The following is a 22662-nucleotide window of genomic DNA, read 5'->3' on the forward strand; positions in this document are numbered from 1 at the left end:
GCGGTCAGGCCGAGCCGGCGGCGGGGCGGGAGGGGGGGGGGGGGCGGGCCGGGTGGCGGCGCCGGGGGGGGGGGCCCACGGGCGGCTCCGCGGTCCCGCTCCGCCGGATCCCCGCCCGCGGTTTTAACCACGGCTGTAGAGTTCCGGCGACGGGCCGCGGCGTCGGGCGCGGTCGCACCGGTCGGATCGGAGGCGGAACCGTGGTGGAGCGTTCGAACGGGCCCGCGGCGCCCGCCGTGTCGTCCGCGGTGCCCGCGGCGCCCACCGAGGTGCCCGTGCCGCCGACGGACCGGGAGGTCCGGTGGGTGTACCAGCCGGTCGAGGTCGACCTCGGTGGCGGCCACTGGGCGCCCGGCCGGATCAGCGGCTGGTGGCAGGACCCGGCCGGGCGGAACTGGTGCCGGCTGCGGGTCGGCCGCAGCGGACTGCCCGCCGACTGGCGGCCGTTCGAACCCGACCGGGTACGGCTGCTCCCGGTCTCCGGGTTGTGAAGAGAGTGTCAGGAGTTCTTGGCGGAACCGTTCGAGGACCCCTGTCGTCCCTGGGAGCGAACGCCGACTAGGCCACTTTCAGCAACCGGGGACGACGTGAGTTCCGAGATCTACTTCAACAACAACTACCGCGACCTGTGCGAACAGTACGGGACGGGCGCGGGTTTCCAGTTCGAGTTCTCCTGCTACCGCTGCTCCGACACCTGGCGCTCGCCGTTCGAGCGGTTCACCACCGGTCAGGTGGCGGGCTGGCTGGGCAAGGGCGTCAGTGCGGCGTGGAACCTCATCGGCGGCAACGCCAACACGATCAGCAACGCCGCGGACGGCCTGGCCGGCCAGACCTGGGGCACCTCGCGGGACGCCGCGTTCCAGCGCGCGATCGACAACGCCCAGTCGCACTTCAACCGTTGTGCCCGCTGCACCCGCTACGTCTGCGGCCGCTGCTTCAACCCGGAGCAGGGCCTGTGCTTCGACTGCGCCCCGGACACCGCCGCCGAGGCGGCCGCGGCCCAGCGGCGCGGCCTCAACGACATGGTCTCGGACCGGGCCTACCAGGTCGGCCAGCAGTCCGGCGCGGAGTACGACGTGCGGACGCCGCGCCAACTGGTCTGCCCGCAGTGCCAGACGGAGACCCACGGCACGCCGTTCTGCCCCGGCTGCGGGTTCAAGCTGGCGCAGCCCGTCCAGTGCGGGCAGTGCCACAAGGACGTGCCCGACGGGGCGGCGTTCTGCCCGTCCTGCGGGGCGAGGCGCTGAGCGGCCGGTAGGTCGACGCGACGGGGCGCCCGCGGACCGGTGAGGTCCGTGGGCGCCCCGTCGGTTCGTTCCGGGCCGTCGGTCGCGGGACGGCCCCGGAGCGGGAGGCTCAGCCGTACGACACGTTGGCGCACGGGTCGTCGTCGGCCGAGCGGGCGGTGCCGCTGACGCTGCTCGGCAGCGGGGCCGGGGCGGCGGGCGCGCCGGGGGTCGAACCGGCGGCCGGGGCCGGGTTGGCGGCGGCGAAGTCGTGGCCGAGCACCACGCTCAGGCCCTTGCCGCCGGCCTGGACGCTCGCCCCGGGGAAGAGCTTGGCGACGGCCTCGGCGTTGCTGCGCTCGCCCGCGCCGTACTCGACCACGGTGGTGCTGCGGGCCTTGCCGGCCGCGTTGCCGACGGCGGTGACGGTGTAGCCGGCGCCCTTGACGGTCTCGGCGCCCTTGCTGCCGATGCCGCTCTCGCCGGTGCCGTTGAGGACGGCGACCTTGATGTCCGCGTTCCTGGCGGCCGCGGCGGGGGAGGGGGTGGCCTCGGCCGTGGGCGGGGTGCTGGGGGCGGCGGAGTCGGTGGCGGCCGGGCTCTGGGCGCTGGCGTCCTGGCCGTCGATGGTGCGGTCGGCCTTGAGCGCGGCCCAGAGCTGCTCCACGTCGGGGTGGACCAGGGCGACCCGGGGGCCTTCGTAACGCCAGGGTGCGGTGAGGAACTTGACGTCGTGCAGGTCGACGTCCTTGATCGACATGGCGAAGGACATCAGCTTGGCGGCCGACCCGAGGTCGGGGTCGACGGTCAGCGACTTGGTCGCCGCGTCGGCGAGCGGCAGCAGGGTGGTCGGGTCCATGCCGCGGGACTTGACCTCCTTGATGAGGGAGGAGAGGAAGGCCTGCTGGCGCTTGGTGCGGCCGATGTCGGAGCCGTCGCCGATGCCGTGCCGGACCCGGACGAAGTCCAGTGCGGACTGGCCCTCGACCTTCTGCTTGCCCTTGGCGAAGATCTGCTTGCCCTTGTGGCCGAGGTTGGGGTTGAGGTCCCCCTCGTAGACGTTGTTCGGCAGGCAGACCTCGACGCCGCCGACCGCCGTGGTCATCGCGGCGAAGCCGCCGAAGTCCACCACGATGGTGTGGTCGACGCGCAGGTTGGTGAGCTTCTCGACGGCGTTCTGGGTGCAGGCCGGGTTGCCCTGGTCGGTGTTGCCGACCGAGAACGCGCTGTTGAACATCACATTGGTCTGTTCCTTGGTCCACTTGCCGTTGGGCAGCTTGCACGGCGGGATGTCGACCAGGGAGTCGCGGGGGATCGAGATGCCGACGGCGTGCTTGTGGTCGGCGTAGATGTGCAACAGGATCGCGGTGTCCGAGCGGGCGCCGTCGTCCCCGCCGCCGCCCAGGTTGCTGTTGCCGTTGCCGCGGCTGTCCGAGCCGATCATCAGGACGTTGACCGGGGTGCGGCCCTGGGCGTCCGGGGCGGCCGCCTCCGGGCGGTCCTTGCTCAGGGCGTCGCGGTCGAAGGTGGTGATGTTGCTGTTCAGGCGGTAGTAGACGGCGCCGCCGGCGAGGACCAGGAGCGCGGTGCAGCCGGCCGTGACCCAGAGCACCTTCTGCTTGGTGCTGCGCTTGGGCTTCGACTTGGCCCGGCCGGCGGGGCGGGCGTCGGGTATCTCCTTGCCCGGGCCGTCCTCGACCGAACCGTCCTTGGCCGAACCGTCCCTGCCCGTACCGGGCTTGCGGTTCGCCGCTCTGCGTCCACCGGCCCGGTGCGACGAATTCTCGCCCTCGGTGGAACCCCTGCGACCCGACACGGCGTCATCCTCCACAGTTGCCACGGAACCCCCGACGGAGCGGTGGCTTGCGTGGTCCTGGGTCGGAGTGTCGATCCGGGTCGTCCCGCCGCTAAACTTTTACACCGCTGTAGAACTTCCAGAGGAGCATACTAGGCGCAGATGAGAAAAATACTGGTCAGACCATGAGAGAAGGTCGACCGGGTCTCATCTCCGTCGCTCCGTACCCGCACGAGGAGCACGATGACTCACCGGATCGCACGTTCGATAGCCGGCGCCCTGGTGGCACTGCTGGCCGCCGTCGGCCTCAGCGCCGCGGCGTCGAGCGCGACGGCGGTGGCCGCACCCCGGACCGCCGCGAGCGGCACGGCCGTTGCCGGGGGACCGGCGGCCGGCGCCGCCGCCCAGGCGCCCGATGCCGTCGGCACCGTCGGCACCGTCGCCCAGGGCGTTCAGAGCGTTCAGGGCGCGCAGGACCGGCAGGTCGCGCACGTCGCGGCCAAGGAGGAGAAGAAGAAGTCCGGCTTCTTCGCCAAGCTCGGCAAGTTCCTGCTGGTCGTGGTCATTCTGATCATCCTGTTCATCATCCTGGTGATCTGGGGCATCGTTCACCTGGTGCGGAAGCTCTTCCGCCGTCGCTGAGCCGCTGGGTCGCTGAGCGGCTGAGCCGCTGAGCCGCTGAGCCGCTGAGCCGCTGGGCCGGTTCCGGGGCGGCCGGCCCGGGCGCCGACACGGCGCCGGGGCCGGGCCACCCGGCGGTGATTGGCCCTGTCCCGCCCGACCGCCGCGCCCCAGGATGGGCGACATGAGCGACTTCCCGCGCAACCCCTCCGCCGCGCTGCGCCCCGAGAGCCGGATCGTCCACCCGCCGCTGGCCGGACTCGGCGGCGCCCGGCCGCTGGGCGTCCCGCTGCACCAGGGCCACCTGTACGCCTTCGAGACCAGCGAGGCGCTCACCGCCTCCTTCGCCGGCCCCGACGGGGCGTTCGTCTACAACCGCTACGGCAACCCCACCGTCCGGTCGCTGGAGGACGCCGTCGCCGACCTGGAGGGCGGCACCGGGGCGCTCGCCACCGCCTCCGGAATGGGCGCGATCAGCACCGTACTGCTCGCCCTGCTGCGCTCCGGCGACCACCTGATCGCCCAACGGAGCCTGTACGGCGGGACGTTCGCGCTGCTGGCCGACCTCGCGCAGCGGTGGGGCGTCGAGGTCACCCACGTCTCCGGCTCCGACCCGGACGAGGTGGCGGCGGCGCTGCGGCCCACCACCCGGCTGCTGCACCTGGAGACCGTCTCCAACCCCACCACCCGGGTCACCGACCTGCCCGGGCTGATCGCCGTCGCCAAGCGGGCCGGGGTGCTCAGCGTGGTCGACAACACCTTCGCCACCCCGCTGCTGTGCCGCCCGATCGAGCACGGTGCGGACGTGGTGGTGCACTCGGCCACCAAGTACCTGGGCGGGCACTCGGACGTGCTGGCCGGGATCGCCGTCTTCGCCGACCCCGAACTGCACCGGAAGGTCTGGCACCACGGGACCGAACTCGGCGCCAGCGCCGATCCCTTCGCCGCCTGGCTGACCCTGCGCGGCCTCCAGACGCTGGCGTTGCGGGTCCGCCGCCACTGCGACTCCGCGCTCGACCTGGCCACCCGGCTGGCCGCCCACCCGGCCGTCGACGCCGTCCACTACCCGGGCCTGCCCGACCACCCCGACCACGAACTCGCCCGCCGCCTGCTGCCCGACGGCCACGGCGGCGTGCTGGCCTTCGACCTGGCGGGCGGCCGGGAGGCGGCCCGGGCCTTCACCGAGTCCGTCCGGCTGGCCGCGCTGGCACCCTCGCTGGGCGGCGTCCACACCCTGGTGGTCCACCCCGCCAGCACCTCGCACCGGCAGCTGTCGGACGAGGAGTTGGCGGCGGCGGGCATCGGCCCGGGCACGGTGCGGGTCTCGGTGGGCATCGAGCACCCGGAGGACCTGTGGGCGGACGTCGAGCAGGCCCTCGCGAAGGCCTGAGGTCCGACCCGGAGGCCGGGGGAGGCCTGAGCGGGAGGCCGGGCGGGGCCTGAGCGGGAGGCCGGGCGGGGCCTGAGCGGGAGGCCGGGCGGGGCCTGAGCGGGAGGCCGGGCGGGGCCTGAGCGGACGACCGGGTGAGACCCGCCCCGGCGGGGTGGAAATCCGGCTGCGGGGGTACCGGCGGACCGGGCATGATCCGGTCCATGGGAACGGACATCCGGGGCTTCGTGGAGTGCCGCACCTGGGCCCCGGGCCTCGACCCCGGGGAGCGGGCCTGGCAGGCGGCCGTCGACCTGTCGCTGCTCGGCCCGACCAGGGACTACGGCTCCTTCGCCTGCCTCTTCGGGGTCCGGGACCCGCACCGTCACTGGCGGCCGGTGGTCGGCGCCCGCGGCCTGCCCGCGGACGCCTCGGCCACCACCCGCGCCGGGCACGCCTCCTGGGGCCCGGCGGCCTTCGGCGCCACCTGGCTGGGCTGGGACGAGGTGCTCGCGGTGGACTGGGACGAGCCGGCGCTGCCCCGGGCGACCAGGATCGCCCGGTACCGGCGGCGGCCCGACGGCTCGCTGGAGCCGGTCCGCCGGGAGGACTGGAGCCGGGCCTTCGCCCGGGCCGCCGGGATCGACAGCCGGACCTTCGACTTCGGCCGGCTCGGCGAGCACTGGGCGGAGGGCACCGAGTGGGACACCGGACCGCTGCTCTTCCGGGCCGAGCGCGACCGGCGCCGCGACGCCGTTCCCGCGGACGGGCCGTGGCGGCCGGTGTGGACGGTGCTGCGCACCCTCGCCGAGGTGCACGGGGAGCAGCACGTCCGGCTGGTGGTCTGGTTCGAGGAGTAGTCCGGCGGAGGGGTGGGCCGGGTCGGTGGCGTGGAGCGAGGAATAGCCGGCGGGCCGGCCGTCAGCGGGCCCTGGGCCGGGCGGCGAGCAGGGCGATGTCGTCCTCGGCGGCGGGTGCCGGGGGCGGGGCGAGGGAGTGCAGGACGGCGTCGAGCAGCTCGTCGAGGTCGCCGGTGGCAGGGAGCCGGAGGGCGGCGAGGCGCGCCAGCGAGGTGTCGATGTCCTCGTTCCGCCGCTCCACCAGGCCGTCGGTGTAGAGCAGCAGGGTCTGCCGGGGGTCGAGCGGATGGGTGGACTGCTCGTAGCCGCCGAAGCCGGTGCCCAGCGGTGGGCCGGTGGGGACGGCCAGCAGTTCGGTGGGGTGGTCCGGGGTGATCAGGGCGGGCGGCAGGTGGCCGGCGCTGGAGAAGGTCCAGCGGGCGCGGCCGGGGTCGGCGAGGGCCAGCAGGCAGGTCGCGGGGCGGGCGGTGTCGTCGGCGGAGATCACGTGGTCGAGCTGGCGCAGGATCCGGTGCGGGGGCAGGTCCATGCCGGCGACGTCGCGCAGCGCCGAGCGGTAGTGGCTCATGTCGACGGCGGCCTCGACGCCGTGCCCCATCACGTCGCCCATGGCCAGCAGGGTGCGGCCGAAGGGCAGCCGGACCGTCTCGTACCAGTCGCCGCCGACCACCGAGCTGCTGCCGGAGGGCAGGTAGCGGGAGGCCAGTGCGAGGTTCTGGTGCGGGTTGCCGGGCTCGCTCAGCAGGGCCCGCTGGAGTTCCAGGGCGATGCCCTGGGAGCGGGTGTAGCTGCGGGCGTTGTCGATGGCGGTGGCGGCGCGGGCCGCGAGGTCGCCGAGCAGGGCGGCCTCGTCCGGGGTGAAGGCCGGGGTGGCGTCGGTGCGGCCGAGGGTGAGCACCCCGACCAGGTGGCCGCGGGCGGCGAGCGGCAGGACCAGCAGTGAGGCGGTGCCCGCCGGGCAGGCGTCGGCGGGGCCCGGTGCGGTGAGCACGGCGACGCCGCCGGCCAGGCCGCGGGCCGCGGCCGAGCCCTCGCGGTGGCGCACGGACTCGCCGGGGCGCGCCAGCTCGGCGAGGGCGGCGTCGAGTCCGGGGACGGCCCGGACCGCGGCGCGGTGCAGCCGCTGGGCACCGGCCCGGCCCGGGCGGGCGGGTTCGGCCTCGGGCGGCAGCACGTCGACGACGGCGAGGTCGGCGAGGGCGGGCACGGTGAAGGCGGCGAGTTCGGCGCAGGTGGTGCGGATGTCGAGGGTGGTGCCGATCCGCTCGGCGGCGGCGTCCAGCAGGGCGAGCCGGGCGCGCGCCTGTTCGAGCTCGCGCAGCTGCGCGCGGGCCGGGTCGGGGTCGTCCAGGACCACGACGATCACGCCGGTGGTCCGCCCGCCGTGCCGCAGCGGCCGGTAGCGCACCCGCAGTCCGGGTGGCACGGGGGCGCCCGCGCCGTCGGGGCCGCCGGTGACGTGCTCGCGGTCGCGGCCGTCGGCGAGGACGCGGCGCAGGGTGGCGACGGCACCGGCGAAGGGGGTGGTCGCGGCGGCGCGGCCGAGCAGGTCGGCGCGGCGCAGGCCGGTGACGGTGGTGAACGCGGGGTTGAGGTAGTGCCAGCGCAGCTGGTCGTCGAGCAGGGCGACGCCGACCGGGGCGGTGGCCAGCAGCTCGCGGAGCAGGTCGGGGTCGTTCCCGGGGCCGTGGCCAGGGTCGTGACCGGGGTCGTGGCCGGGGTCGTGGCCGGGGTCGGTGCCGGAGGGTTCGGAGGCGGGGTCCTCGTCCGGGGGCGGGGTGCCCTCTGCGCGGGGCCCGTGCCGGAAGTGCATAGGCCCATGATCACGCGTCGGGGCGCGGCACGCCCACAACTGGGTGAAACCTTGACCGCTCGGAGACGGTGTTGTAGCGAAGCGTGCCCGGTTGCGTGCGCGCACACGCACTTGTAGAGTGCGTGCACACGCACACAGTCATGGCCGTCCGGAACCGTCCGGCGGCCGCGAGGAGGGCCCGCATGGCAGTCACCCCGATGAACGGCACCCGGATCGTCCTGATCACCGGCACCTCCTCCGGAATCGGCCTCGCCGCCGCCGTGGCCGCCGCCCGGGCCGGCTTCCGGGTCGTCGCCACCATGCGCGACACCGGCCGGGCCGGGAACCTGCTGCGCGCGGCGGAGCAGGCGGGCGTCGCCGAGCGGATCGAGATCGAGCGGCTCGACGTCACCGACCCCGCCTCCGTCGCGGACTGCCTCGGCGTCGTCGTCGAGCGGCACGGGCGGCTGGACGCCGTGGTCAACAACGCGGGCGCGGGCTTCGTCGGCACCGTCGAGCAGGACGGCATGGCACCGGTGCGCGCCGCGATGGAGGTCAACTACTTCGGTGTGGTCGAGGTGACCAGGGCGGCGCTGCCGCACCTGCGCGCCGCCGGCGGCCGGGTGGTCACCGTGACCAGCGTCGGCGGGGTGGTCGGGCAGCCCTTCAACGAGGCCTACTGCGCGGCCAAGTTCGCCGTCGAGGGCTTCATGGAGTCGCTGGCGCCGGTCGCCGCCGCCGTCGGGGTGGCCGTCACCGTGGTCGAACCGGGCGCGGTGGCCAGCGAGTTCATCGGCAACCAGGGCATCGACGTGCCCGCGCTGGTCGCCGCGGCCGGCCCGTACGGCCCCGCCCTGGAGGCGTACGTCGACCGGACCTTGAAGGCCTTCGGCAGCGCCCAGACCCCCGAGGAGGCGGCCGCGCCGATCGTCGACGTGCTCACCGCCGAGCGGCCGCCGCTGCGGGTGCAGACCTCCGAGGCGGCCCGGGCCTTCGTCGGGGTCAAGTTGGCCGACCTGGACGGTTCGGCGGTGGGGGCGATGACCGGCGGGTGGGTCGCGACCGGCGGCGCCTGACGTCGGGCGGGGTGCGGGGGTGGGGGCACCGGGGTGCTGGGTGCGTGCGGCTCCGGGTCCGGGCGACGGGTCGCGGGTGATCAACGGTCATACTTGGGCGGCGGCGCCCGACACCGGGTGCCGCAGACGGTGCCACAGCGCCGTCCGCAGGCAACGGGCCGCCAGGAGCGGCCCGTCGGCAGCCCAGACCGGAGGAACCGATGAGCCCCCACCAGCCGACCAGTCGTCCGGCGGCAGGGGCCCCCGGGGTGCCGTGGAACCGGCAGCGGCTGCGCAGCAACAACGAGTGGCTGCTGCTGGAGCTGCTGCGTACCGGCGGCGGTACCTCGCGCGCCCAACTGGCCCGGGACACCGGCCTGTCGAAGCCCACCGTGTCCGCCGCGCTGGCCGACCTGGAGCAGGCCGGGCTGGTCCGCGAGGCCGGGCGGGTGGCCCCGGAGCGGGGCCGCACCGCGGTGCTCTACGAGGTCGACCCGACGGCCGGTCACGTGCTCGGCGTGGACGTCGGCCGGGCCCGGCTGCGGGTCGCCGTGGCGGACCTGGCCGGCACCGTGGTCGCCCGGCGGGACGTGCCCAACCGGGGGCGGACCGCGGACGCCGTCGCGGACGCGGTGGTCGCCGCCGCGGGGGAGGCGACCGCCGAGGCGGGCCTGGCCGCCGGGGACCTCGTGCACGCGGTGATCGGCACGCCCGGGGTGTGGGACGAGGAGCGGCGCGGCCTCCGGTACGCCACCAGCCTGCCCGACTGGGGCCGGCCGGGGCTGTTCGACCGGATCGGCCAGGGTCTGGGCACGGCCGTGACGGTGGCCAACGACGCCAACCTGGCCGCGCTCGGCGAGTACACCCTGGGAGCCGGGCGCGGCAGCCGGATGTTCGCCTACCTGCTGGTCGGCACCGGCCTCGGGGTCGGGGTGGTGAAGGACGGCGAGCTGCTGCTCGGTGCGCACGGCGCGCTCGGCGAGATCGGCCTGGTGCCGCTGCCCGCCCGCCCGGGCGAGCCGGCCGTGACCACGCTGGAGGAGGAGGCGGCGGCGGACGCGGTGGTGCGTGCCGCCCGGGAGTTCGGGCTGGCGGGGAAGGGCCGGAGCCGGCTGACCGCCAAGCAGGTCTTCGAACGGGCCCGGGCCGGGGAGGACGCTGCGCTGCGGGCGGTGGAGTGGGAGGCGGAGCGGCTCGCGTACGCGGTGGCGGTGCTGTCCGCCGTGCTGGACCCGGACCTGCTGGTGCTCGGTGGGGGGATCGGCAGCAGCGCGGACCTGCTCCTGGAACCGCTGGAGCGGGCCCTGCGCCGCTTCGCGCCGATGCGTCCGACGCTCGCCCCGAGCCTGCTGGGGGAGGAGGCGGTCCTCCTGGGCGCGGTGGCCACGGCGCTGGAGACGGCGCGTCCCGAGGTGTTCGAGCGTCGGACGGCGGAGTTGTGAGGCCGGGGCCGTAGGTGTGAGGCGGGGTCCGTAGGTGTGGGGCCGGGGCCGGTGGGTGTGGGGCCGGGGCCGGTGGGTGTGGGGGAGCCCACCGGCCCCGGGCGGGTCAGCCGGTGGCCAGGGTCAGGCCGTAGGTGCTGAGGATCGGGTTGACCGGCTGGAAGTAGGTCTCGCCGCCGGAGGTGCAGTCGCCGGAGCCGCCCGAGGTCACGCCCTGGGCCTGGTTGCCGGAGATGAACGAGCCGCCGGAGTCGCCCGGTTCGGCGCACACGTCGGTGCGGGTGAGGCCGTAGACGCTGCCCTCCTGGTAGTTGACGGTGGCGTTCAGCTCCTGGACGGTGCCGCAGTGCCAGCCGGTGGTGGAACCGGAGCGGCAGACCGAGCCGCCGACCGCCTGCTCGGACGAGCCGCCCACCGTGACCGCGCCGCCGGCGTAGTCGTTCACCTGCGGCTGGGCCGTCCAGTCGGATCCGGCGGCCACCCAGGAGTAGTCGTTGCCCGGGAAGGTCGAGCCCTGGAAGGTGCCGATCGAACTGCCGTCGGAGGTCGTGGCGTTGGAGCCGGGCTGGCCGCAGTGGCCGGCGCTGACGAAGCCGGGCTGGCCGTTCTGGGTGACCGGGAAGCCGATCGAGCAGCGGGCGGCGTTGTCGATGTAGTAGGCGTCCCCGCCGTGCAGGTCGGCGAGCGGTCGGGGTGCGGCGGTGGCCCGCTCGACCCGGACCAGGGAGCGGTCCACCCCGGCCCGGTCCAGGAAGGCCCCGGTGCGGGCGTCGTCGGCGGACTGCACCACGACGGCGTTGGAGCGGACGTCGACGTACCAGAGCGGGGTGGCGTCCGGGGCGGCCGCCCGGGAGGCCCGGTCGAGCGCGTCCTTCGCCCGGTCCAGGGACGCCAGCGCGTGGCGGACGACGGTGGCCCGGCCGCCGTGGGCGGTGATGGTCCGGGCGGCGGAGGCGTCGGTGGTGGCGACCACCAGGTCGGCCTGCGGTCCGTCGATCCAGGCGCCGGCCCAGTGCTCGCCGAGCGCCTGGGTGAGGGCGTGCTGGACGGCGGTGGCGCGGCCCTCGCGGGCGATCCGGTCGGCGGCGGCCTGCGGGGCGAGCCCGAGGTCGCGCTGCATCGCGTGCAGCAGGGCGGTGGGCACGGCCGTGGTGCGGGTGGGGGTGGCGGCCAGGGCGGCCGTGACGGACGGGTCGTCAGCGGGTGCGCTGACGGCGGGTGCTGCGGTGAGCGCGACGGTCGCGAAGGCTGCGGCGACGGCCAGCGCACGGATCCGGAGCATGGGGTCTCCTCGTTCGGCGTGGGGGTTGCCGGAACCGTAGCGACCTGATTGGCATGTCCGGAACATGTCGTAACGCCCCGCGCTCCGGCGCTATACCCCCCGCCGGAGGCTCGACGTGGGGGCCGGAAGATCTCGATCCGCCAACGAGTGGGGAAACGGTGCTCACGGCGTGTGCGGACTCTGGTTGAATCGCACGCCTCACCCGTACGGACCTACGGAACGGAGCGTTCTCCCCTCATGGCCTCACCGATATCCGGGCGCCGCAGAACGGCCGGCCTGGCCGGATTCGCCGGACTCGTCCTCACCGTCGGCCTGGCGCTGACCGGTTGCGACCCGTCGGCGGCGGACGCCACGCCGACCTCCTCCCCGACCGTCGCGGCCACGCCGGCTTCCGCCACGCCCACCGCGGCGAGCCCGACGGTCCCGGCGCCGCCGGTGGTCACCCCCTCGGCGCCGCCCGTCGCGTCCGCCCCGCCGCCGTCCGCCCCGCCCGCCGCGCACCCGCAGACGCCGTCCGCCAAGCCGCAGCCCAAGGTCACCACCGCCCAGCCGCCGAACGACCCGCAGCCCCAGTACACCCAGGCAGCGGGCGGCACCGAGTGCGAGCTCCGCTCCAACGCGGGCAACTGCTACGCGGCCGGCCAGTTCTGCCGCAACGACGACCTGGGCCGGAGCACCCACGACGCCAACGGGCGGATGATCTACTGCCGGATGGTCAGCGGAAAGCCGCACTGGCAGGCGTGAGTCACCCGCCGAGGGTGTCCCAGAACAGGTGCTCGTAGGCCTGGAGCAGCAGGCCGTACTCCCGGGCGGCGGCCAGTGCGGGGTCGTCCAGCGGGTCCGGCCCGAGGGCGTCGGCGGCCTGCTGTTCCAGTTCGGGGGCCGGCTGGGCGAAGAAGTCGAAGAAGGCGCAGGCCTCGTCGGAGAAGCCGTGGTGGCGGCGCAGCGCCGCGGCGATGGTGGCGCAATAGCCGCCCCAGGCCGCGAAGTTGGCCACCAGGGCGGCGGCTGCGGCCGGTGGCGGGGCGTTCAGGGCGAGCCAGGCGAGGTAGGACGGGTAGGCCTGGCAGCCGGGGAGCGGTACCCGGGCGGCGGCCGCCCGGCGGTCCAGGCCGCAGGCTTCGGCCAGGGCGGGCAGGGCGCGCAGGGCGGCGCTCTCGCCCCCGGCGAGAGTGACGTACCAGGCGCCGAGCGGCCGGTCGGCGCAGCGGGTGGCGAGTAGCAGCAGGCTGCGCCGGTCCGAGGTGATGATCCGCTGCTGCTGGGCGGCGAGTTCGGCCACCGCGGAGAGCGGGGCGGTGCCGGCGGCGAGCGCGGTGACCAGGGCGGGCGCGGTGTCGCCGGGGGCCGACTCGGCGCGCAGGCGGCGGATCTGGTCGAGGATCGGGTGGTTCACCGGTGCCTCCGGGGTGCGGTTCGGTCCGGTGCCCATTCCTACCGCGTGCGGGCCTCGGTGCGGTGGCGACAGGCCGGGGTGCCCGGGGCGCTCGGGGATGTCCCGGGAGCGCTCGGGGATGTCCCGGGGGTGCTCGGGCGGTGCGGGTGCCGGGAGCGCCCGGTGGTTCGGCGCTCCCGGCCCGGGTGGCGGCTGTGCGGGGATCAGGCTCCGGCGCAGGCCTTGGTCAGCTCGCCGGCGGCGTCGCCGATCGGCCCGAAGTCGGGTTCCTTGCCCTTGGAGACGGCGGTCTGGGCGTTGTCCACGGCCTTGGACAGCTTGTCGGCCGCCGCGTCCACCTTGCCGTCCCCGTCCTGGCGGATCTTCTTGACGTCCTCGACGATCTTCTTGAGGGCCGTGACGGTGTGTTTGCGCCGGCTGTCGTCGGTGATCTGGCCGACGTTGACCGCGGAGTCGGTGAGGTCCTGGACGTCGCCGGTGAGGCTGATCGCCCGCTTCCCGCAGTCGAGGGCTTGGTCGGTGTTCTTGCACGCGGTCAACAAGGGGGCCGCCACGAGCAGAACGAGCGCGGTGGCGGCCAGGCGGTACGGCTTCTTTGTCATGTCTGTATCCCTCCCGCGTTCTAGAACGTCCCGTGCTCGCGCGGCGGTTCCGGTGTGGAGGGTGAACGGTCGGCGAAGTCTCGACCGCGAGTGGGATGATGACGAATAGTCAGGTCAGGTGGGGCCGCTGGTGATGCCAGTCCTGCCAGTCCTGCCAGGCGGCGGGCGGGAGCAAGGTGCGGCTGCGGGAGAGGAGTTCGTAGAGGCCGGGTCCGTAGCGGGCGGCCAGCTCGGCGTTGTGGACGAACACGTCGAGCTCGTTGGCGGCGGTGATGGCGAGGAAGGCCCGCAGGTCCTCCTCCGGCGGGGTGTGGTCCTCGCCGGTGAAGCGGTCGTGGAACAGCGGCGTCTCGTCCCGGCCCAGGCGCGGGTAGACGGCGGCCCGGTCGCAGCTGGCGTACAGGTAGACGATCGCCTCGGCGCGGTCGCCCAGGAGGTCGACCAGGGTGGCCCGTTCGTCCAGGGCCAGCAGGGCGCCGTCGAACCCGTCGGTCCCGTACGCGGCGTGGCAGAGCCCGGCGGTCTGGACGGCGGAGTCGGTGCCCCAGTCGGCCAACCGGGCCGCCACCCGGGTCAGGTGCGCCAGCAGGGTCCCGCCCGGGTGGGGGATCCGGTCGGCCTCGTGGGCGCGCAGGAACTCCTCGATGTGGCTCCAGGCGGGAGCGGTGGGGTGATCGGGTGAGGTCATCCGACGAGTTCTACTCCGGTGCCCGACCGCCCGCAACCGGGTTCGGCCATGGGTGTCGAACGCCCGCCGTCGGTCCGTGCAGAGGTTCGACGGCGGGAGTTCGAGGCGTCAGGAGAGTTCGCGCACCAGTCGGGCGATGGCCGGGGTGGGGACGGAGTGGGCTTCGGCGGCCCGCAGCACCGCGCCGCCGATCGCGTCGAGTTCGGTCGGTCGGCCCGCCTCGACGTCCCGCTGCATCGAGGACTTCATCCCGGCGGGGATCCGGTCGAAGGCGGCGAGCAGCGCCTGCGCATCCGCCGGGGCACCGACGGCGTCGGCGACGGCGGTGATCTCGTCCAGGACGGCGAGCAGTTCGTCCCGGTGCTCGGTGCGCACGACGCCGACGCCGTCGGCGTGGCGGGTGGTCAGCAAGGCGAAGGGCGCGAGGAAGGAGAGCTTGCTCCAGAGCATCGCGGTCTCGTCCTCGCGCAGCGTGACGTCCAGCCCGGTGCGCCGCAGTTGCTCGGCGAACTCCGTCACGGGACCGGCGAGTTCCACGGCGGCGAACGGGCTGGTGTGCTCGATCCGGCCCGGCGCGGTACGGGTGGCCTCGACCCGGATCGTGCCGGCCACCACCTGCCCGGCCGGGTAGCGCCCGCGCAGCAGCGTCATGTGGTCCAGGCCGTTGAGCAGCGGCACCACGATGCCGGTGCCGAGCGTCTGCGGCGGCATCCGGTCGAGCGCGGCGGTCAGGGCCGTCTCCTTGACGGTCACGAAGGCGGCGTCGACCGGCGCACGGAGTTCGGTCGCGGCCTCGACCCGGGCGGTGAACTCGCCGAACTGGGTGCTGCGCACGTGCAGTCCGTCGCGGGCGAGGACGGCCGCGCTCTGCTCGCCGGCCAGGCAGATCACGCGGTGGCCGTCGCGCGCGAGCAGCCCGGCGATCAGGCCGCCGACGCCGCCGGGGCCGAGGACGGCGACGGTGAGGGGGGTGGTGGTCATGCGGACTCCTTCGTGGGGCGGGGTGGGGCGGGGTGGGGAGGGGTTGGTGACCGGTGCGTGAGCGGGGCGTTCGGGGCCGTCGCTACGGGGCTTCCCAGGAGAAGCGGCCCTCCAGGCCGTCCGGGCTGAGGAAGCCGGAGCCGACGCCGTAGCCGAAGTTGAGGAAGTACGGATCGCCGTCGTCGGGGGCGTCCGAGAGTGCGAAGAGGAACTGCCAGGGCGCGGGCACCCGGGCCCGGCCGTTCGGGAAGGACGGGAGGCCGCCGAGGTGGTCGCGCACGTGGTCGCCGTCCGGGACCGGGGCCTCGGGGCCCTCGTGGCGCAAGTACCGCTGGAAGGCGGCCCGTTGGTCCATCGAGCGGTCCAGCTCGGCCGACAGCGGCAGCAGGTCGAGGTGGAACTCGACCGGGACGGTCCGGTCGGCGTCGGGATCGTCGCGCCAGAGCGTGCGGCCCCGGGTGCCGGGCGGGCCGATCACGGCGAAGGACGGGATGCGGCCGCCCGGCTGGACGAGCAGCACGCCGTCGCCGTGCTCCGGATCCTGGCCGCCCATGATCAGCTCGTCCTCCTCCAGGAAGAGGTACGCCAGCCGCAACTCGTCGCCGGGGACGGGGAACTGGCCGATGAACACCAGGGGCTCGCCGGTGCCGGGGGCCAGCGGCCAGGTGGGTTCGGCCAGCCAGCAGGGCTCGCCGCCGAGCTTGGCGACCGGCTCGGTGATCGGCCGCTCGGCGGGGCGCGCGGAGAGCGCGAGGCGGGGGAGGAAGGCGGCGTCGTACGGGCCGGAGGCGGTGCCGGTGGGGCGCGGGGGCGACGGTCGGGGGTGGTTCATCGGGTGGCCTCGGTGGTGGCGATGGTGCGGTGGAGGGAGACGAAGTCGAAGTGGTAGGGCGCCTCGTGGCGGGCCTTGCGGCCGGGGGCCGGGCGGGGCGGGCGTCCGGTGCTCGCGTGGAGGTAGAGCCCCTGGTGGCGCAGCGTGCCGTGCTCCGGGTCCGGGACCGGCAGGCCCTCGGCGCGCAGGGCCTCGGCCAACTCCCGGGCCGGCCAGGCGAAGACGTCGATCCCGAGGTGGCCGACCGGGCAGGGGGGCCGGTCGTCGTACCGGTTCAGGCCCACCGAGACCCCCTCCAGGCCGCCGTCCTCGCCCCCGGACAGCGTGACGCCCACCCCGGGGAGTCCGAAGCCCAGGGCCCAGCTGGTGCCGCAGACGAAGGTCGGGCGCACCCCGTCCGGCAGCAGCTCGCCGTGCGGGGCCAGCAGCGCGCGTACGGCCTCCTCGGTGAGGCCGAAGCGCAGTTCGGGCAGCGGGGCCGGCAGGCGAACGCCTCGGCCGGGCAGCAGGTCGATGGTCACCCGATCATGATTCCTCCTCGGGCCCGCCGACGGGAGTCCGTGCTGCCGTGGCAGGCGTCACGGAGCGCGAGCCGCCGTAGGCTCGGTGCGGGGTGGCGCGGAGGCGGAACCGGAGGGGGAGCGGATGGCGGCGGATCAGGTACCTGCGGACGCCCGGCTCGTCGAGGCGGTGCGGGCCCGGGACGAGGACGCGGTGTGGGCGGCGCTCGGCGCGGGGGCGGACCCCGACGTGCGGGGCGGGGACGGGTTGCCGGTGCTGTGCGCGGCCGTGGCCGGGTTCGACCACGCGGTGGCCCACGCGCTGGTCACCATGGGCGCCGACCCCGACCTCCCGCTGCCGGACGGGACGACCCCGCTGCTGCGCGCCGTCGACCTGGGCTCGTACGCCGTCCTCGGAGCCGTCCTCGGCGAGGACCCCGCGCTGCGGCTGGGGCCGGCGGAGCGGGAGCGGCTGCTCGGGCTGGCCCGGTCCTGGTACGCGACGGGTGCGCAGGCCGAGCTGCGCCGCCGGACGGGCGCGGAGGGGCCGGGCGAGACCCTGCTGATCGAAGAGGGGTTCTGCCAGGTCGAGCAGGTCTCCCTCGGCGGGCTCACCGTCCGGGCCGGGCACGGGGCCGTGCTGACGACGCTGGAGTGGACCTTCCGGATCGCCACCCCGGTCGACGAGCTGGTGGCCCGGGCCGTGCGGCAGCCCGACGACCGCCACGTCGACGGGGCGGCGTGCCAGTACGTCCTCGCACAGCGCCCCGACAGGGCGACCTGGGAGGCGGTGATGGCGTACCGCCGGCACCCCGACCCGCGCCACCGCCGCTTCACGGCCTCCTTCCTGACGACCAACCGAATGGTGCCGCCCGCCCTGGTCCCCTCCTTCGAGGAGGAGAAGGAGGACGAGCTGCTCGCCGTCTGGGCGGCGGAGGAGACCGACGGCGAGGTGCTCGCGGAGGTCCTCCAGGCGCTGCTGATGCGCGACCACCCGGGGACGGAGGGCCTGGCGCTGCGCCACGCCGACCACCCGGACCGGGAGGTGCGCACCGTGGCGACGCACTGTCTGGGGGCGGGCGGTCAGCCCTTCTCGGCGGAGGTCACCGCCTGCCTGCTGCGGCTGGCGCGGGACGAGTGGCCGCCGGTCCGGGCCGGAGTGGCCTGGAGGCTTGAGAACCGTCCGCTGACGGAGGAGTTCAGGGCGGTGCTGCTCGCGCTCGCCGGGGACGAGGACGCCCGGGTGCGGCTCTCGGCCGGGTGCGCCCTGGCGGAGTCGGACGCGTCGGACGACCGGACGGGCGAGGTCGCCGACGCCCTGGCCGCGCTGTCGGACGAGGAGGACCAGCGGGCGCGGGTGGTCGGCGCGTACGGGCTCGTGGTGCGGGGCGACCGGCGGGCGGCGGAGGCGGTCGACCGGGTCGGGGCCCTCCCCTGGCACGAGTACCGCTACGACCACCGGGCGGAGGCGATCTGGGCCTGGCGGACGGGCGGCGGGGCCGAGGGGACGTAGGGGGTGTCTTGTGGCTCAGGCCGGGCCCGCGACGCCAGGGCACGCACCTCGCCGCGTTGTCGTCGGTCGCCAATGCGCTGCATGGACTCCCTCCTCCGCCTTGCGATGCACGCACCCTGACGCCGCGGGCTCATCCGACCTGAGCCACAAGACACCCCCTGGCACCACCTGCGGGGTTCGGTTTTCCGAACCCCGGATTGGGGTGCCAGCACAATCGACCCGGTCGTCCCGGATGTCCAGGATTGGGGGCATGAACGGGATCACGACAGCCGCCGACCGGGCGGCGCACGGCGAGGTGACGGGGGCGGCCCTCAGCGGTGAGGGGCTGCACCGCGAGTACGGGCGCGGCGCGGCCGCCGTCCGGGCGCTGCGAGGGGTGTCCGTGGCCTTCGCGCCGGGCACCTTCACGGCGGTGATGGGGCCCTCGGGCTCCGGCAAGACCACCCTGCTGCACTGCCTGGCCGGGATGGACCGCCCCACCCGGGGCACCGTCCGCTGGGGCGGTACGGAGGTGTCCGGCCTGCCCGAGCGGCGGCTCGCCGAGCTGCGGCGCACCAGGGTGGGGTTCGTCTTCCAGGCCTTCAACCTGATGCCCGCGATGACGGTCGCGCAGAACGTCGAACTGCCCGGGCGGCTGGCCGGGAACCCGCCGGAGCGGGCCCGGGTGCGGGAGGCGTTGGCCCGGGTCGGGCTGGCCGGGCGGGAGCGGGACCGGCCGGGCCGGCTCTCCGGCGGCCAGCAGCAGCGGGTGGCCATCGCCCGCGCCCTGGCCGCCCGGCCCGAGGTGCTGTTCGCCGACGAGCCCACCGGCGCGCTGGACCGGGCGACCGGGCGCGACGTCCTGGACCTGCTGCGCGCGGGCGTGGACGAGGACGGGCGGACGTGCGTGATGGTCACCCACGATCCGGTGGCCGCCGGCTACGCGGACCGGGTGCTGCTGCTGGCGGACGGCCTGCTGGTGGACGAACTGGACCGGCCGACGGCGGCGCAGGTCGGCGAGCGGCTCAGCAGGTTGGGCGGGTGAGGGCGATGCGTGGCGGTTCCGTGCCGACCCTGGCGGTCGGTCAGATCAGGCGCCGGCCGGCGGCCTTCGCCGGGCTCGCGGCGGCGCTGTTCCTGGCGGTGGCGGCGGTGACGCTGTTCGGTTCCCTGGTCGCCGCCCAGGTCACGGCGCCGGCCCCGGTGGCGCGGGCGGCGGTGGCCGGGCCCGGGCTGCTGGTGATCGCGGGGGCCTTCGGTGAGATCGCCGTCCTGGTCGCGCTGTTCGTGGTGGTGAACGCGCTCGGGTTCACCCTCCGTCAGCAGCACCGCGACCTCGCCCTGCTGCGCACGGTCGCGGCGACGCCCCGCCAGATCCGGCGGCTGGTGCGCCTCCAGGTCACGGCGACGGTGCTGGCGGCGGCCGTTCCGGGCGGTGCGGCGGGCCACTTCGCCGCCCGGGCCTTTCTCACCGCGCTGCAGCGGCGCGGGATGGCCGCACCGGGGCTGCGGATACCCGGGACACCGGTGCCGGTGCTGATCGCGCTCGCGGTGGCGCTGCTGGTCGGCCTGGCGGCCACCGCGCTGACGGTCCGGCGGATCACCCGGCCCGCCCCGGCGGCCGCGCTGACCGACAGCGCGGTCGGGCAACGGTGGACGGGCGTGGTGCGGCTGCTGATCGGCGGGGCGGTGCTGGTGGGCGGCGGTCTGCTGCTGCGGTTGGCCGGCACCCGACCGGCCGGGGAACTGGACAAGGCGGGGCAGGCGGCCCTGCTCGGCGCCCTGGTGCTGCTGGTCGCCGTCGCCCTGCTGGGGCCGGTGGTGGCCCGGCTGCCGATGGCGGTGCTCGGTGCCCCGGTCCGGGCGCTGCTGCCCCGGGTCGGCTGGCTGGCGGACGCCAACCTGCGCGGCTACGCCGTCCGGCTCTCCTCGGCGGTGGTCCCGGTCGCGCTGCTGGTCGGGCTCTCGGCCACCATGCTGATCATGACCGGCACGGCGGAGCGGGCCGCGCTGGCGACCGGGGCCACGACCAGCGTCACCAAGGCCAGCGACGTCTGGCTGCGGCAGGCGGAGCTCGGCCTGCTGGCCGGCTTCGCGGCGGTCTCCACGGTCAACACCCTGGTCGCGCTGACGGCCGACCGGCGGCGGGAGTTCGCACTGCTCCGGCTGGTCGGGGCGACGCGGCGGCAGCTGCTGCGGATGCTCCTCGTCGAGGCCGTCCTGACCACGGCGGTGGGCGTGCTGCTCGGTGCGGCGGTGGCGGCCGCGGCGACCGGGGCGTTCAGCCGGGCGGTCACCGGGTCGCTGCTGCCGGTGGTGCCGGGCGCCGCCTGCGGCTGGGTGGTGGCGGGCGCGGCGGTGCTGACGGTGCCGGGGATCGTCGGCACGGGGCTCTGGGCGATCGGCGGGCGCGCGGTGGAGGAGGTGGGCGGGGAGCGGGGGTGAGTGGGGGTGAGCGGGAGGATGGCGGCTGCGGGCGGCCTTGGACAGCTGAGGAGGGATGAGGGCGGATGAGGACTGCGGAGGTGAGAGGAGGTTCGGGGCGGCCTCGGGCCGTGAGGTGGCCTGCGGTGACGGAGGGTCCGGGCAGGCGGCGGACCTGGTGGTGGCTGAGGGATGCTGGGGGTCGGTTGATCGGTGAACGGTGGGGCACGTGGTGACTCGGTGGCGGCGCGGACTGTCGGTGCGGGGCGGTGAGGTGGCGTTCGCCCTCCTCGGACTGCCACTCGGAGTGCTGGGCGGCGTCTACGCGGTCGCCGTGCTCTACGCGGGGGCCCTGCTCTCGCTCACCGTCCTGGGGCTGCCGTTCGTCGCGGCCGCCCTGGTCGGGGCACGCGGGATCGGCGGGCTGCACCGGCGGCTGGTCGGGCGGCTGCTGGGCGAACGGGTGGCCGCGCCACCGGCGTCGGCACGCCCCTCGGGGCTGCTGGCCCGGGGGCGGGTCGTACTGACCGACCCGGTCGCCTGGCGGGCGCTGCTCTACCTGCTCCTCCGGCTGCCGCTCGGTGCGCTCGGCTTCCTGGCCGTGGTCGGACTGCCGCTCGGCTCGGTGTGGCTGGCGGGCTTTCCGCTCTGGGTACGGCTGTTGGAGCCGGGGCCGCGAGCGGTCGACTGGCTGGACGTCGCCGGGCCGCCGGTGGGGCTCGCGGTGCTGGCCGCCGTACCGGCCGTACTGCGGGCCCTGAGCCGGGCCAATCGCGCGCTGGCCCGGGCGCTGCTCGGGCCGGTGCGGTCGCAGCAGCGGGTGCGGGAGCTGGAGCTCGCCCGCGCCACCCTGCTCGCCGAGAACACGGACCGGCTGCGGCGGCTCGAACGCGACCTCCACGACGGCACCCAGGCGCAGTTGGTCGCGCTCGCCATCACCCTCTCGCTGGCGGACGACGCGCTCGGCGGGGCGGCGCCTGGCGGGGTAGTGGCCTTCGGCGGGGCGGCGGCGTCCGGGGTCCAGGCCGGTGCCAGCGCGGGGAGCGACACCGGGAGTGGTGCCGACCTGGGGCGGCTGCGCGCCCTGGTCGACCGGGCGCGTGGGCAGACCGATGACACCATCACCGGGCTGCGGCGGCTGACCCGGGGCATCCACCCGGTGGCGCTGGACGGTGGCCTGGCGGAGGCGCTGCCCGCACTGACCGCCACCTCGCCGGTGCCGGTGACGCTCCGGCTGGACCTGCGGGAGCGGCCGGCGGAGGTGATCGAGCGCGCGGTGTACTTCTGCGCGGCCGAACTGCTCACCAACGTGGCCAAGCACAGCGGCGCCCGGGCGGTCGACCTGACGGCGAGCGCGGTCGACGGCCGGGTCCGGCTGACGGTGCGCGACGACGGGCGCGGGGGCGCCGGGATCGGTACGGGGACGGGGCTGACGGGGTTGGCCGAGCGCCTGGCGGTGGTGGACGGGAGGCTGCGGGTGGACAGCCCGCCCGGTGGGCCGACGCTGGTCACGGCGGAACTGCCGAGCAGGCTGTGAGGCCGTTGGGCCGTGTCGCCCCGGACGGGCAGGGGGCCGGGCCGCTCAGGCCCCGGTCTCCGCGAGGTAGGCCAGGACGGCCTTGACCCGGCGGTTGTCGGCGTCCGTCGCGGGCAGGTCGAACTTGGTGAACACAGCCGCCACGTGCTTCTCCACCGCTCGCTCGGAGACCACCAGCCGTCCCGCGATCGAGCGGTTGGAGTGGCCCTGGGCCATCAGCTCCAGTACCTCGCGCTCGCGGGCGGTGAGCGAGTCCACCCGGTTGCGCCGCCCGCCGTGCATCAGCCCGTTGACGATCTCCGGGTCGAGCGCCGTGCCGCCCGCGGCGACCCGGTGCAGGGCGTCCACGAACTCGGCGGTGCGGGCCACCCGTTCCTTGAGCAGGTAGCCGATGCCCGCGGCGCCGCCGGCCAGCAGCCGGGCGGCCCAGGCGGTCTCCACGTGCTGGGAGAAGACCAGGATGCCGGTCCCGGGTGCGGTGGCCCGGATCTCGACCGCGGCCCGGATCCCCTCGTCGGTGTGGGTGGGCGGCATCCGGATGTCCACCACGGCCACGTCGGGCCGGTGCTCGGTGACGGCGGCGACCAGTTCGGGGGCCGTGCCGGCGGTGGCGACCACCGCGCACCCACGGGCGGTCAGGAGCTCGACCATCCCCTCGCGGAGGATCACCGAGTCCTCGGCGAGGACGACGCGGAGCTGCTTGTCGATCATGACGCCATTATCCGGACCGTCCGGGTGGGCGGTGGTGCCGGGTCCGGTTCGTCCTGG

General features: G+C 75.5%; 22 protein-coding genes. 12 read left to right on the forward strand and 10 right to left on the reverse strand.

Features of this window, described 5'->3' with window-relative positions:
• Positions 1–200: 200 nt before the first annotated feature.
• Together ACFWXO_RS09490 and ACFWXO_RS09495 are read left to right on the forward strand one after the other, a co-directional pair.
• Positions 201–491: a hypothetical protein gene (locus tag ACFWXO_RS09490; protein WP_380523010.1), complete on the forward strand. Its 291-nt coding sequence runs from the start codon at positions 201–203 to the stop codon at positions 489–491.
• 96 nt (positions 492–587) lie between these two features.
• On the forward strand, positions 588–1247 hold the full coding sequence (locus ACFWXO_RS09495; protein ID WP_375890961.1) for a zinc ribbon domain-containing protein: 660 nt from the start codon (positions 588–590) through the stop codon (positions 1245–1247).
• Between the two features lie 109 nt (positions 1248–1356).
• Here ACFWXO_RS09495 and ACFWXO_RS09500 read toward each other — a convergent pair whose 3' ends face one another.
• Positions 1357–3042 (reverse strand): LCP family protein, encoded by a 1686-nt coding sequence (locus ACFWXO_RS09500; protein WP_380523011.1) that lies wholly within the window; start codon positions 3040–3042, stop codon positions 1357–1359.
• A gap of 222 nt (positions 3043–3264) precedes the next feature.
• Here ACFWXO_RS09500 and ACFWXO_RS09505 point away from each other — a divergent pair, with 222 nt between their 5' ends.
• The 3 genes from ACFWXO_RS09505 to ACFWXO_RS09515 all read left to right on the forward strand — a co-directional run bounded on the left by ACFWXO_RS09505 (position 3265) and on the right by ACFWXO_RS09515 (position 5871).
• Entirely contained in the window at positions 3265–3663 is a 399-nt protein-coding gene (locus tag ACFWXO_RS09505) for a hypothetical protein (RefSeq protein WP_380523012.1), read from the forward strand.
• 163 nt (positions 3664–3826) lie between these two features.
• The gene (locus ACFWXO_RS09510) at positions 3827–5032 is read left to right on the forward strand and encodes a trans-sulfuration enzyme family protein (protein WP_380523013.1); all 1206 of its coding nucleotides are present in this window, start codon (positions 3827–3829) and stop codon (positions 5030–5032) included.
• Between the two features lie 203 nt (positions 5033–5235).
• Complete coding sequence (locus ACFWXO_RS09515; RefSeq protein WP_375890969.1) at positions 5236–5871, forward strand: hypothetical protein; 636 nt, start codon at positions 5236–5238, stop codon at positions 5869–5871.
• Positions 5872–5932: 61 nt separating this feature from the next.
• Here ACFWXO_RS09515 and ACFWXO_RS09520 read toward each other — a convergent pair whose 3' ends face one another.
• On the reverse strand, positions 5933–7684 hold the full coding sequence (locus ACFWXO_RS09520; RefSeq protein ID WP_380523014.1) for a SpoIIE family protein phosphatase: 1752 nt from the start codon (positions 7682–7684) through the stop codon (positions 5933–5935).
• Between the two features lie 182 nt (positions 7685–7866).
• Between ACFWXO_RS09520 and ACFWXO_RS09525 the strand changes: the two genes are divergently transcribed.
• Together ACFWXO_RS09525 and ACFWXO_RS09530 are read left to right on the forward strand one after the other, a co-directional pair.
• Positions 7867–8739 carry an SDR family NAD(P)-dependent oxidoreductase gene (locus tag ACFWXO_RS09525; protein WP_380523015.1) on the forward strand — a complete coding sequence of 291 codons (873 nt, stop codon included), beginning with the start codon at positions 7867–7869 and terminating at the stop codon, positions 8737–8739.
• A gap of 200 nt (positions 8740–8939) precedes the next feature.
• On the forward strand, positions 8940–10160 hold the full coding sequence (locus ACFWXO_RS09530) for an ROK family protein (protein WP_380523016.1): 1221 nt from the start codon (positions 8940–8942) through the stop codon (positions 10158–10160).
• Between the two features lie 106 nt (positions 10161–10266).
• Here ACFWXO_RS09530 and ACFWXO_RS09535 read toward each other — a convergent pair whose 3' ends face one another.
• A complete protein-coding gene (locus tag ACFWXO_RS09535) occupies positions 10267–11442 on the reverse strand; it encodes a S1 family peptidase (RefSeq protein WP_380523017.1) in 1176 nt (391 codons plus the stop codon).
• A gap of 237 nt (positions 11443–11679) precedes the next feature.
• On the opposite strand from ACFWXO_RS09535, the gene ACFWXO_RS09540 reads away from it, so the two are divergent.
• Complete coding sequence (locus ACFWXO_RS09540; RefSeq protein WP_380523018.1) at positions 11680–12186, forward strand: hypothetical protein; 507 nt, start codon at positions 11680–11682, stop codon at positions 12184–12186.
• A 1-nt stretch (position 12187) separates the two neighbouring features.
• Here the strand turns inward: ACFWXO_RS09540 and ACFWXO_RS09545 are convergent, their stop codons facing one another.
• From ACFWXO_RS09545 to ACFWXO_RS09570, 6 genes are all read right to left on the reverse strand, one after another.
• Entirely contained in the window at positions 12188–12838 is a 651-nt protein-coding gene (locus ACFWXO_RS09545) for a transcriptional regulator (protein WP_380523019.1), read from the reverse strand.
• A 203-nt stretch (positions 12839–13041) separates the two neighbouring features.
• The gene (locus ACFWXO_RS09550; RefSeq protein WP_380523020.1) at positions 13042–13440 is read right to left on the reverse strand and encodes a hypothetical protein; all 399 of its coding nucleotides are present in this window, start codon (positions 13438–13440) and stop codon (positions 13042–13044) included.
• Positions 13441–13549: 109 nt separating this feature from the next.
• Positions 13550–14128: a DUF6817 domain-containing protein gene (locus ACFWXO_RS09555; RefSeq protein ID WP_380523021.1), complete on the reverse strand. Its 579-nt coding sequence runs from the start codon at positions 14126–14128 to the stop codon at positions 13550–13552.
• Between the two features lie 108 nt (positions 14129–14236).
• Positions 14237–15109 carry a ketopantoate reductase family protein gene (locus tag ACFWXO_RS09560; protein ID WP_380523023.1) on the reverse strand — a complete coding sequence of 291 codons (873 nt, stop codon included), beginning with the start codon at positions 15107–15109 and terminating at the stop codon, positions 14237–14239.
• 82 nt (positions 15110–15191) lie between these two features.
• Positions 15192–15941 carry a hypothetical protein gene (locus tag ACFWXO_RS09565; RefSeq protein ID WP_380523024.1) on the reverse strand — a complete coding sequence of 250 codons (750 nt, stop codon included), beginning with the start codon at positions 15939–15941 and terminating at the stop codon, positions 15192–15194.
• Positions 15938–16462: a hypothetical protein gene (locus ACFWXO_RS09570; protein WP_380523025.1), complete on the reverse strand. Its 525-nt coding sequence runs from the start codon at positions 16460–16462 to the stop codon at positions 15938–15940. The genes ACFWXO_RS09565 and ACFWXO_RS09570 overlap by 4 nt, the downstream gene beginning before the upstream one ends.
• A gap of 124 nt (positions 16463–16586) precedes the next feature.
• Here ACFWXO_RS09570 and ACFWXO_RS09575 point away from each other — a divergent pair, with 124 nt between their 5' ends.
• The 4 genes from ACFWXO_RS09575 (at position 16587) to ACFWXO_RS09590 (ending at position 21894) form a co-directional block, all read left to right on the forward strand.
• Entirely contained in the window at positions 16587–17954 is a 1368-nt protein-coding gene (locus ACFWXO_RS09575; protein ID WP_380523026.1) for a HEAT repeat domain-containing protein, read from the forward strand.
• A gap of 250 nt (positions 17955–18204) precedes the next feature.
• Positions 18205–18978, forward strand: coding sequence for an ABC transporter ATP-binding protein (locus ACFWXO_RS09580; protein WP_380523027.1), 774 nt, complete (start codon positions 18205–18207; stop codon positions 18976–18978).
• 5 nt (positions 18979–18983) lie between these two features.
• Positions 18984–20378, forward strand: coding sequence for an FtsX-like permease family protein (locus tag ACFWXO_RS09585; RefSeq protein ID WP_380523028.1), 1395 nt, complete (start codon positions 18984–18986; stop codon positions 20376–20378).
• A 211-nt stretch (positions 20379–20589) separates the two neighbouring features.
• Positions 20590–21894, forward strand: coding sequence for a sensor histidine kinase (locus ACFWXO_RS09590; protein ID WP_380523088.1), 1305 nt, complete (start codon positions 20590–20592; stop codon positions 21892–21894).
• Positions 21895–21939: 45 nt separating this feature from the next.
• On the opposite strand, the gene ACFWXO_RS09595 is transcribed toward ACFWXO_RS09590, so the two are convergent.
• The gene (locus ACFWXO_RS09595; RefSeq protein ID WP_380405365.1) at positions 21940–22605 is read right to left on the reverse strand and encodes a response regulator transcription factor; all 666 of its coding nucleotides are present in this window, start codon (positions 22603–22605) and stop codon (positions 21940–21942) included.
• Positions 22606–22662 lie beyond the last annotated feature (57 nt).

Origin of the sequence: Kitasatospora sp. NPDC059088, from assembly GCF_042738155.1 — a bacterium.
In the GTDB taxonomy this organism is placed as follows: domain Bacteria; phylum Actinomycetota; class Actinomycetes; order Streptomycetales; family Streptomycetaceae; genus Kitasatospora.

Excerpts from the sequence above, each read along its gene's own strand:
- ACFWXO_RS09550 (WP_380523020.1), bottom strand. The coding sequence starts at position 13,440 with ATGACAAAGAAGCCGTACCGCCTGGCCGCCACCGCGCTCGTTCTGCTC.
- ACFWXO_RS09525 (WP_380523015.1), top strand. The coding sequence starts at position 7,867 with ATGGCAGTCACCCCGATGAACGGCACCCGGATCGTCCTGATCACCGGC.
- ACFWXO_RS09580 (WP_380523027.1), top strand. The coding sequence starts at position 18,205 with ATGAACGGGATCACGACAGCCGCCGACCGGGCGGCGCACGGCGAGGTG.
- ACFWXO_RS09530 (WP_380523016.1), top strand. The coding sequence starts at position 8,940 with ATGAGCCCCCACCAGCCGACCAGTCGTCCGGCGGCAGGGGCCCCCGGG.
- ACFWXO_RS09555 (WP_380523021.1), bottom strand. The coding sequence starts at position 14,128 with ATGACCTCACCCGATCACCCCACCGCTCCCGCCTGGAGCCACATCGAG.
- ACFWXO_RS09585 (WP_380523028.1), top strand. The coding sequence starts at position 18,984 with ATGCGTGGCGGTTCCGTGCCGACCCTGGCGGTCGGTCAGATCAGGCGC.
- ACFWXO_RS09520 (WP_380523014.1), bottom strand. The coding sequence starts at position 7,684 with ATGCACTTCCGGCACGGGCCCCGCGCAGAGGGCACCCCGCCCCCGGAC.
- ACFWXO_RS09575 (WP_380523026.1), top strand. The coding sequence starts at position 16,587 with ATGGCGGCGGATCAGGTACCTGCGGACGCCCGGCTCGTCGAGGCGGTG.
- ACFWXO_RS09535 (WP_380523017.1), bottom strand. The coding sequence starts at position 11,442 with ATGCTCCGGATCCGTGCGCTGGCCGTCGCCGCAGCCTTCGCGACCGTC.
- ACFWXO_RS09540 (WP_380523018.1), top strand. The coding sequence starts at position 11,680 with ATGGCCTCACCGATATCCGGGCGCCGCAGAACGGCCGGCCTGGCCGGA.
- ACFWXO_RS09515 (WP_375890969.1), top strand. The coding sequence starts at position 5,236 with ATGGGAACGGACATCCGGGGCTTCGTGGAGTGCCGCACCTGGGCCCCG.
- ACFWXO_RS09565 (WP_380523024.1), bottom strand. The coding sequence starts at position 15,941 with ATGAACCACCCCCGACCGTCGCCCCCGCGCCCCACCGGCACCGCCTCC.
- ACFWXO_RS09560 (WP_380523023.1), bottom strand. The coding sequence starts at position 15,109 with ATGACCACCACCCCCCTCACCGTCGCCGTCCTCGGCCCCGGCGGCGTC.
- ACFWXO_RS09595 (WP_380405365.1), bottom strand. The coding sequence starts at position 22,605 with ATGATCGACAAGCAGCTCCGCGTCGTCCTCGCCGAGGACTCGGTGATC.
- ACFWXO_RS09510 (WP_380523013.1), top strand. The coding sequence starts at position 3,827 with ATGAGCGACTTCCCGCGCAACCCCTCCGCCGCGCTGCGCCCCGAGAGC.
- ACFWXO_RS09505 (WP_380523012.1), top strand. The coding sequence starts at position 3,265 with ATGACTCACCGGATCGCACGTTCGATAGCCGGCGCCCTGGTGGCACTG.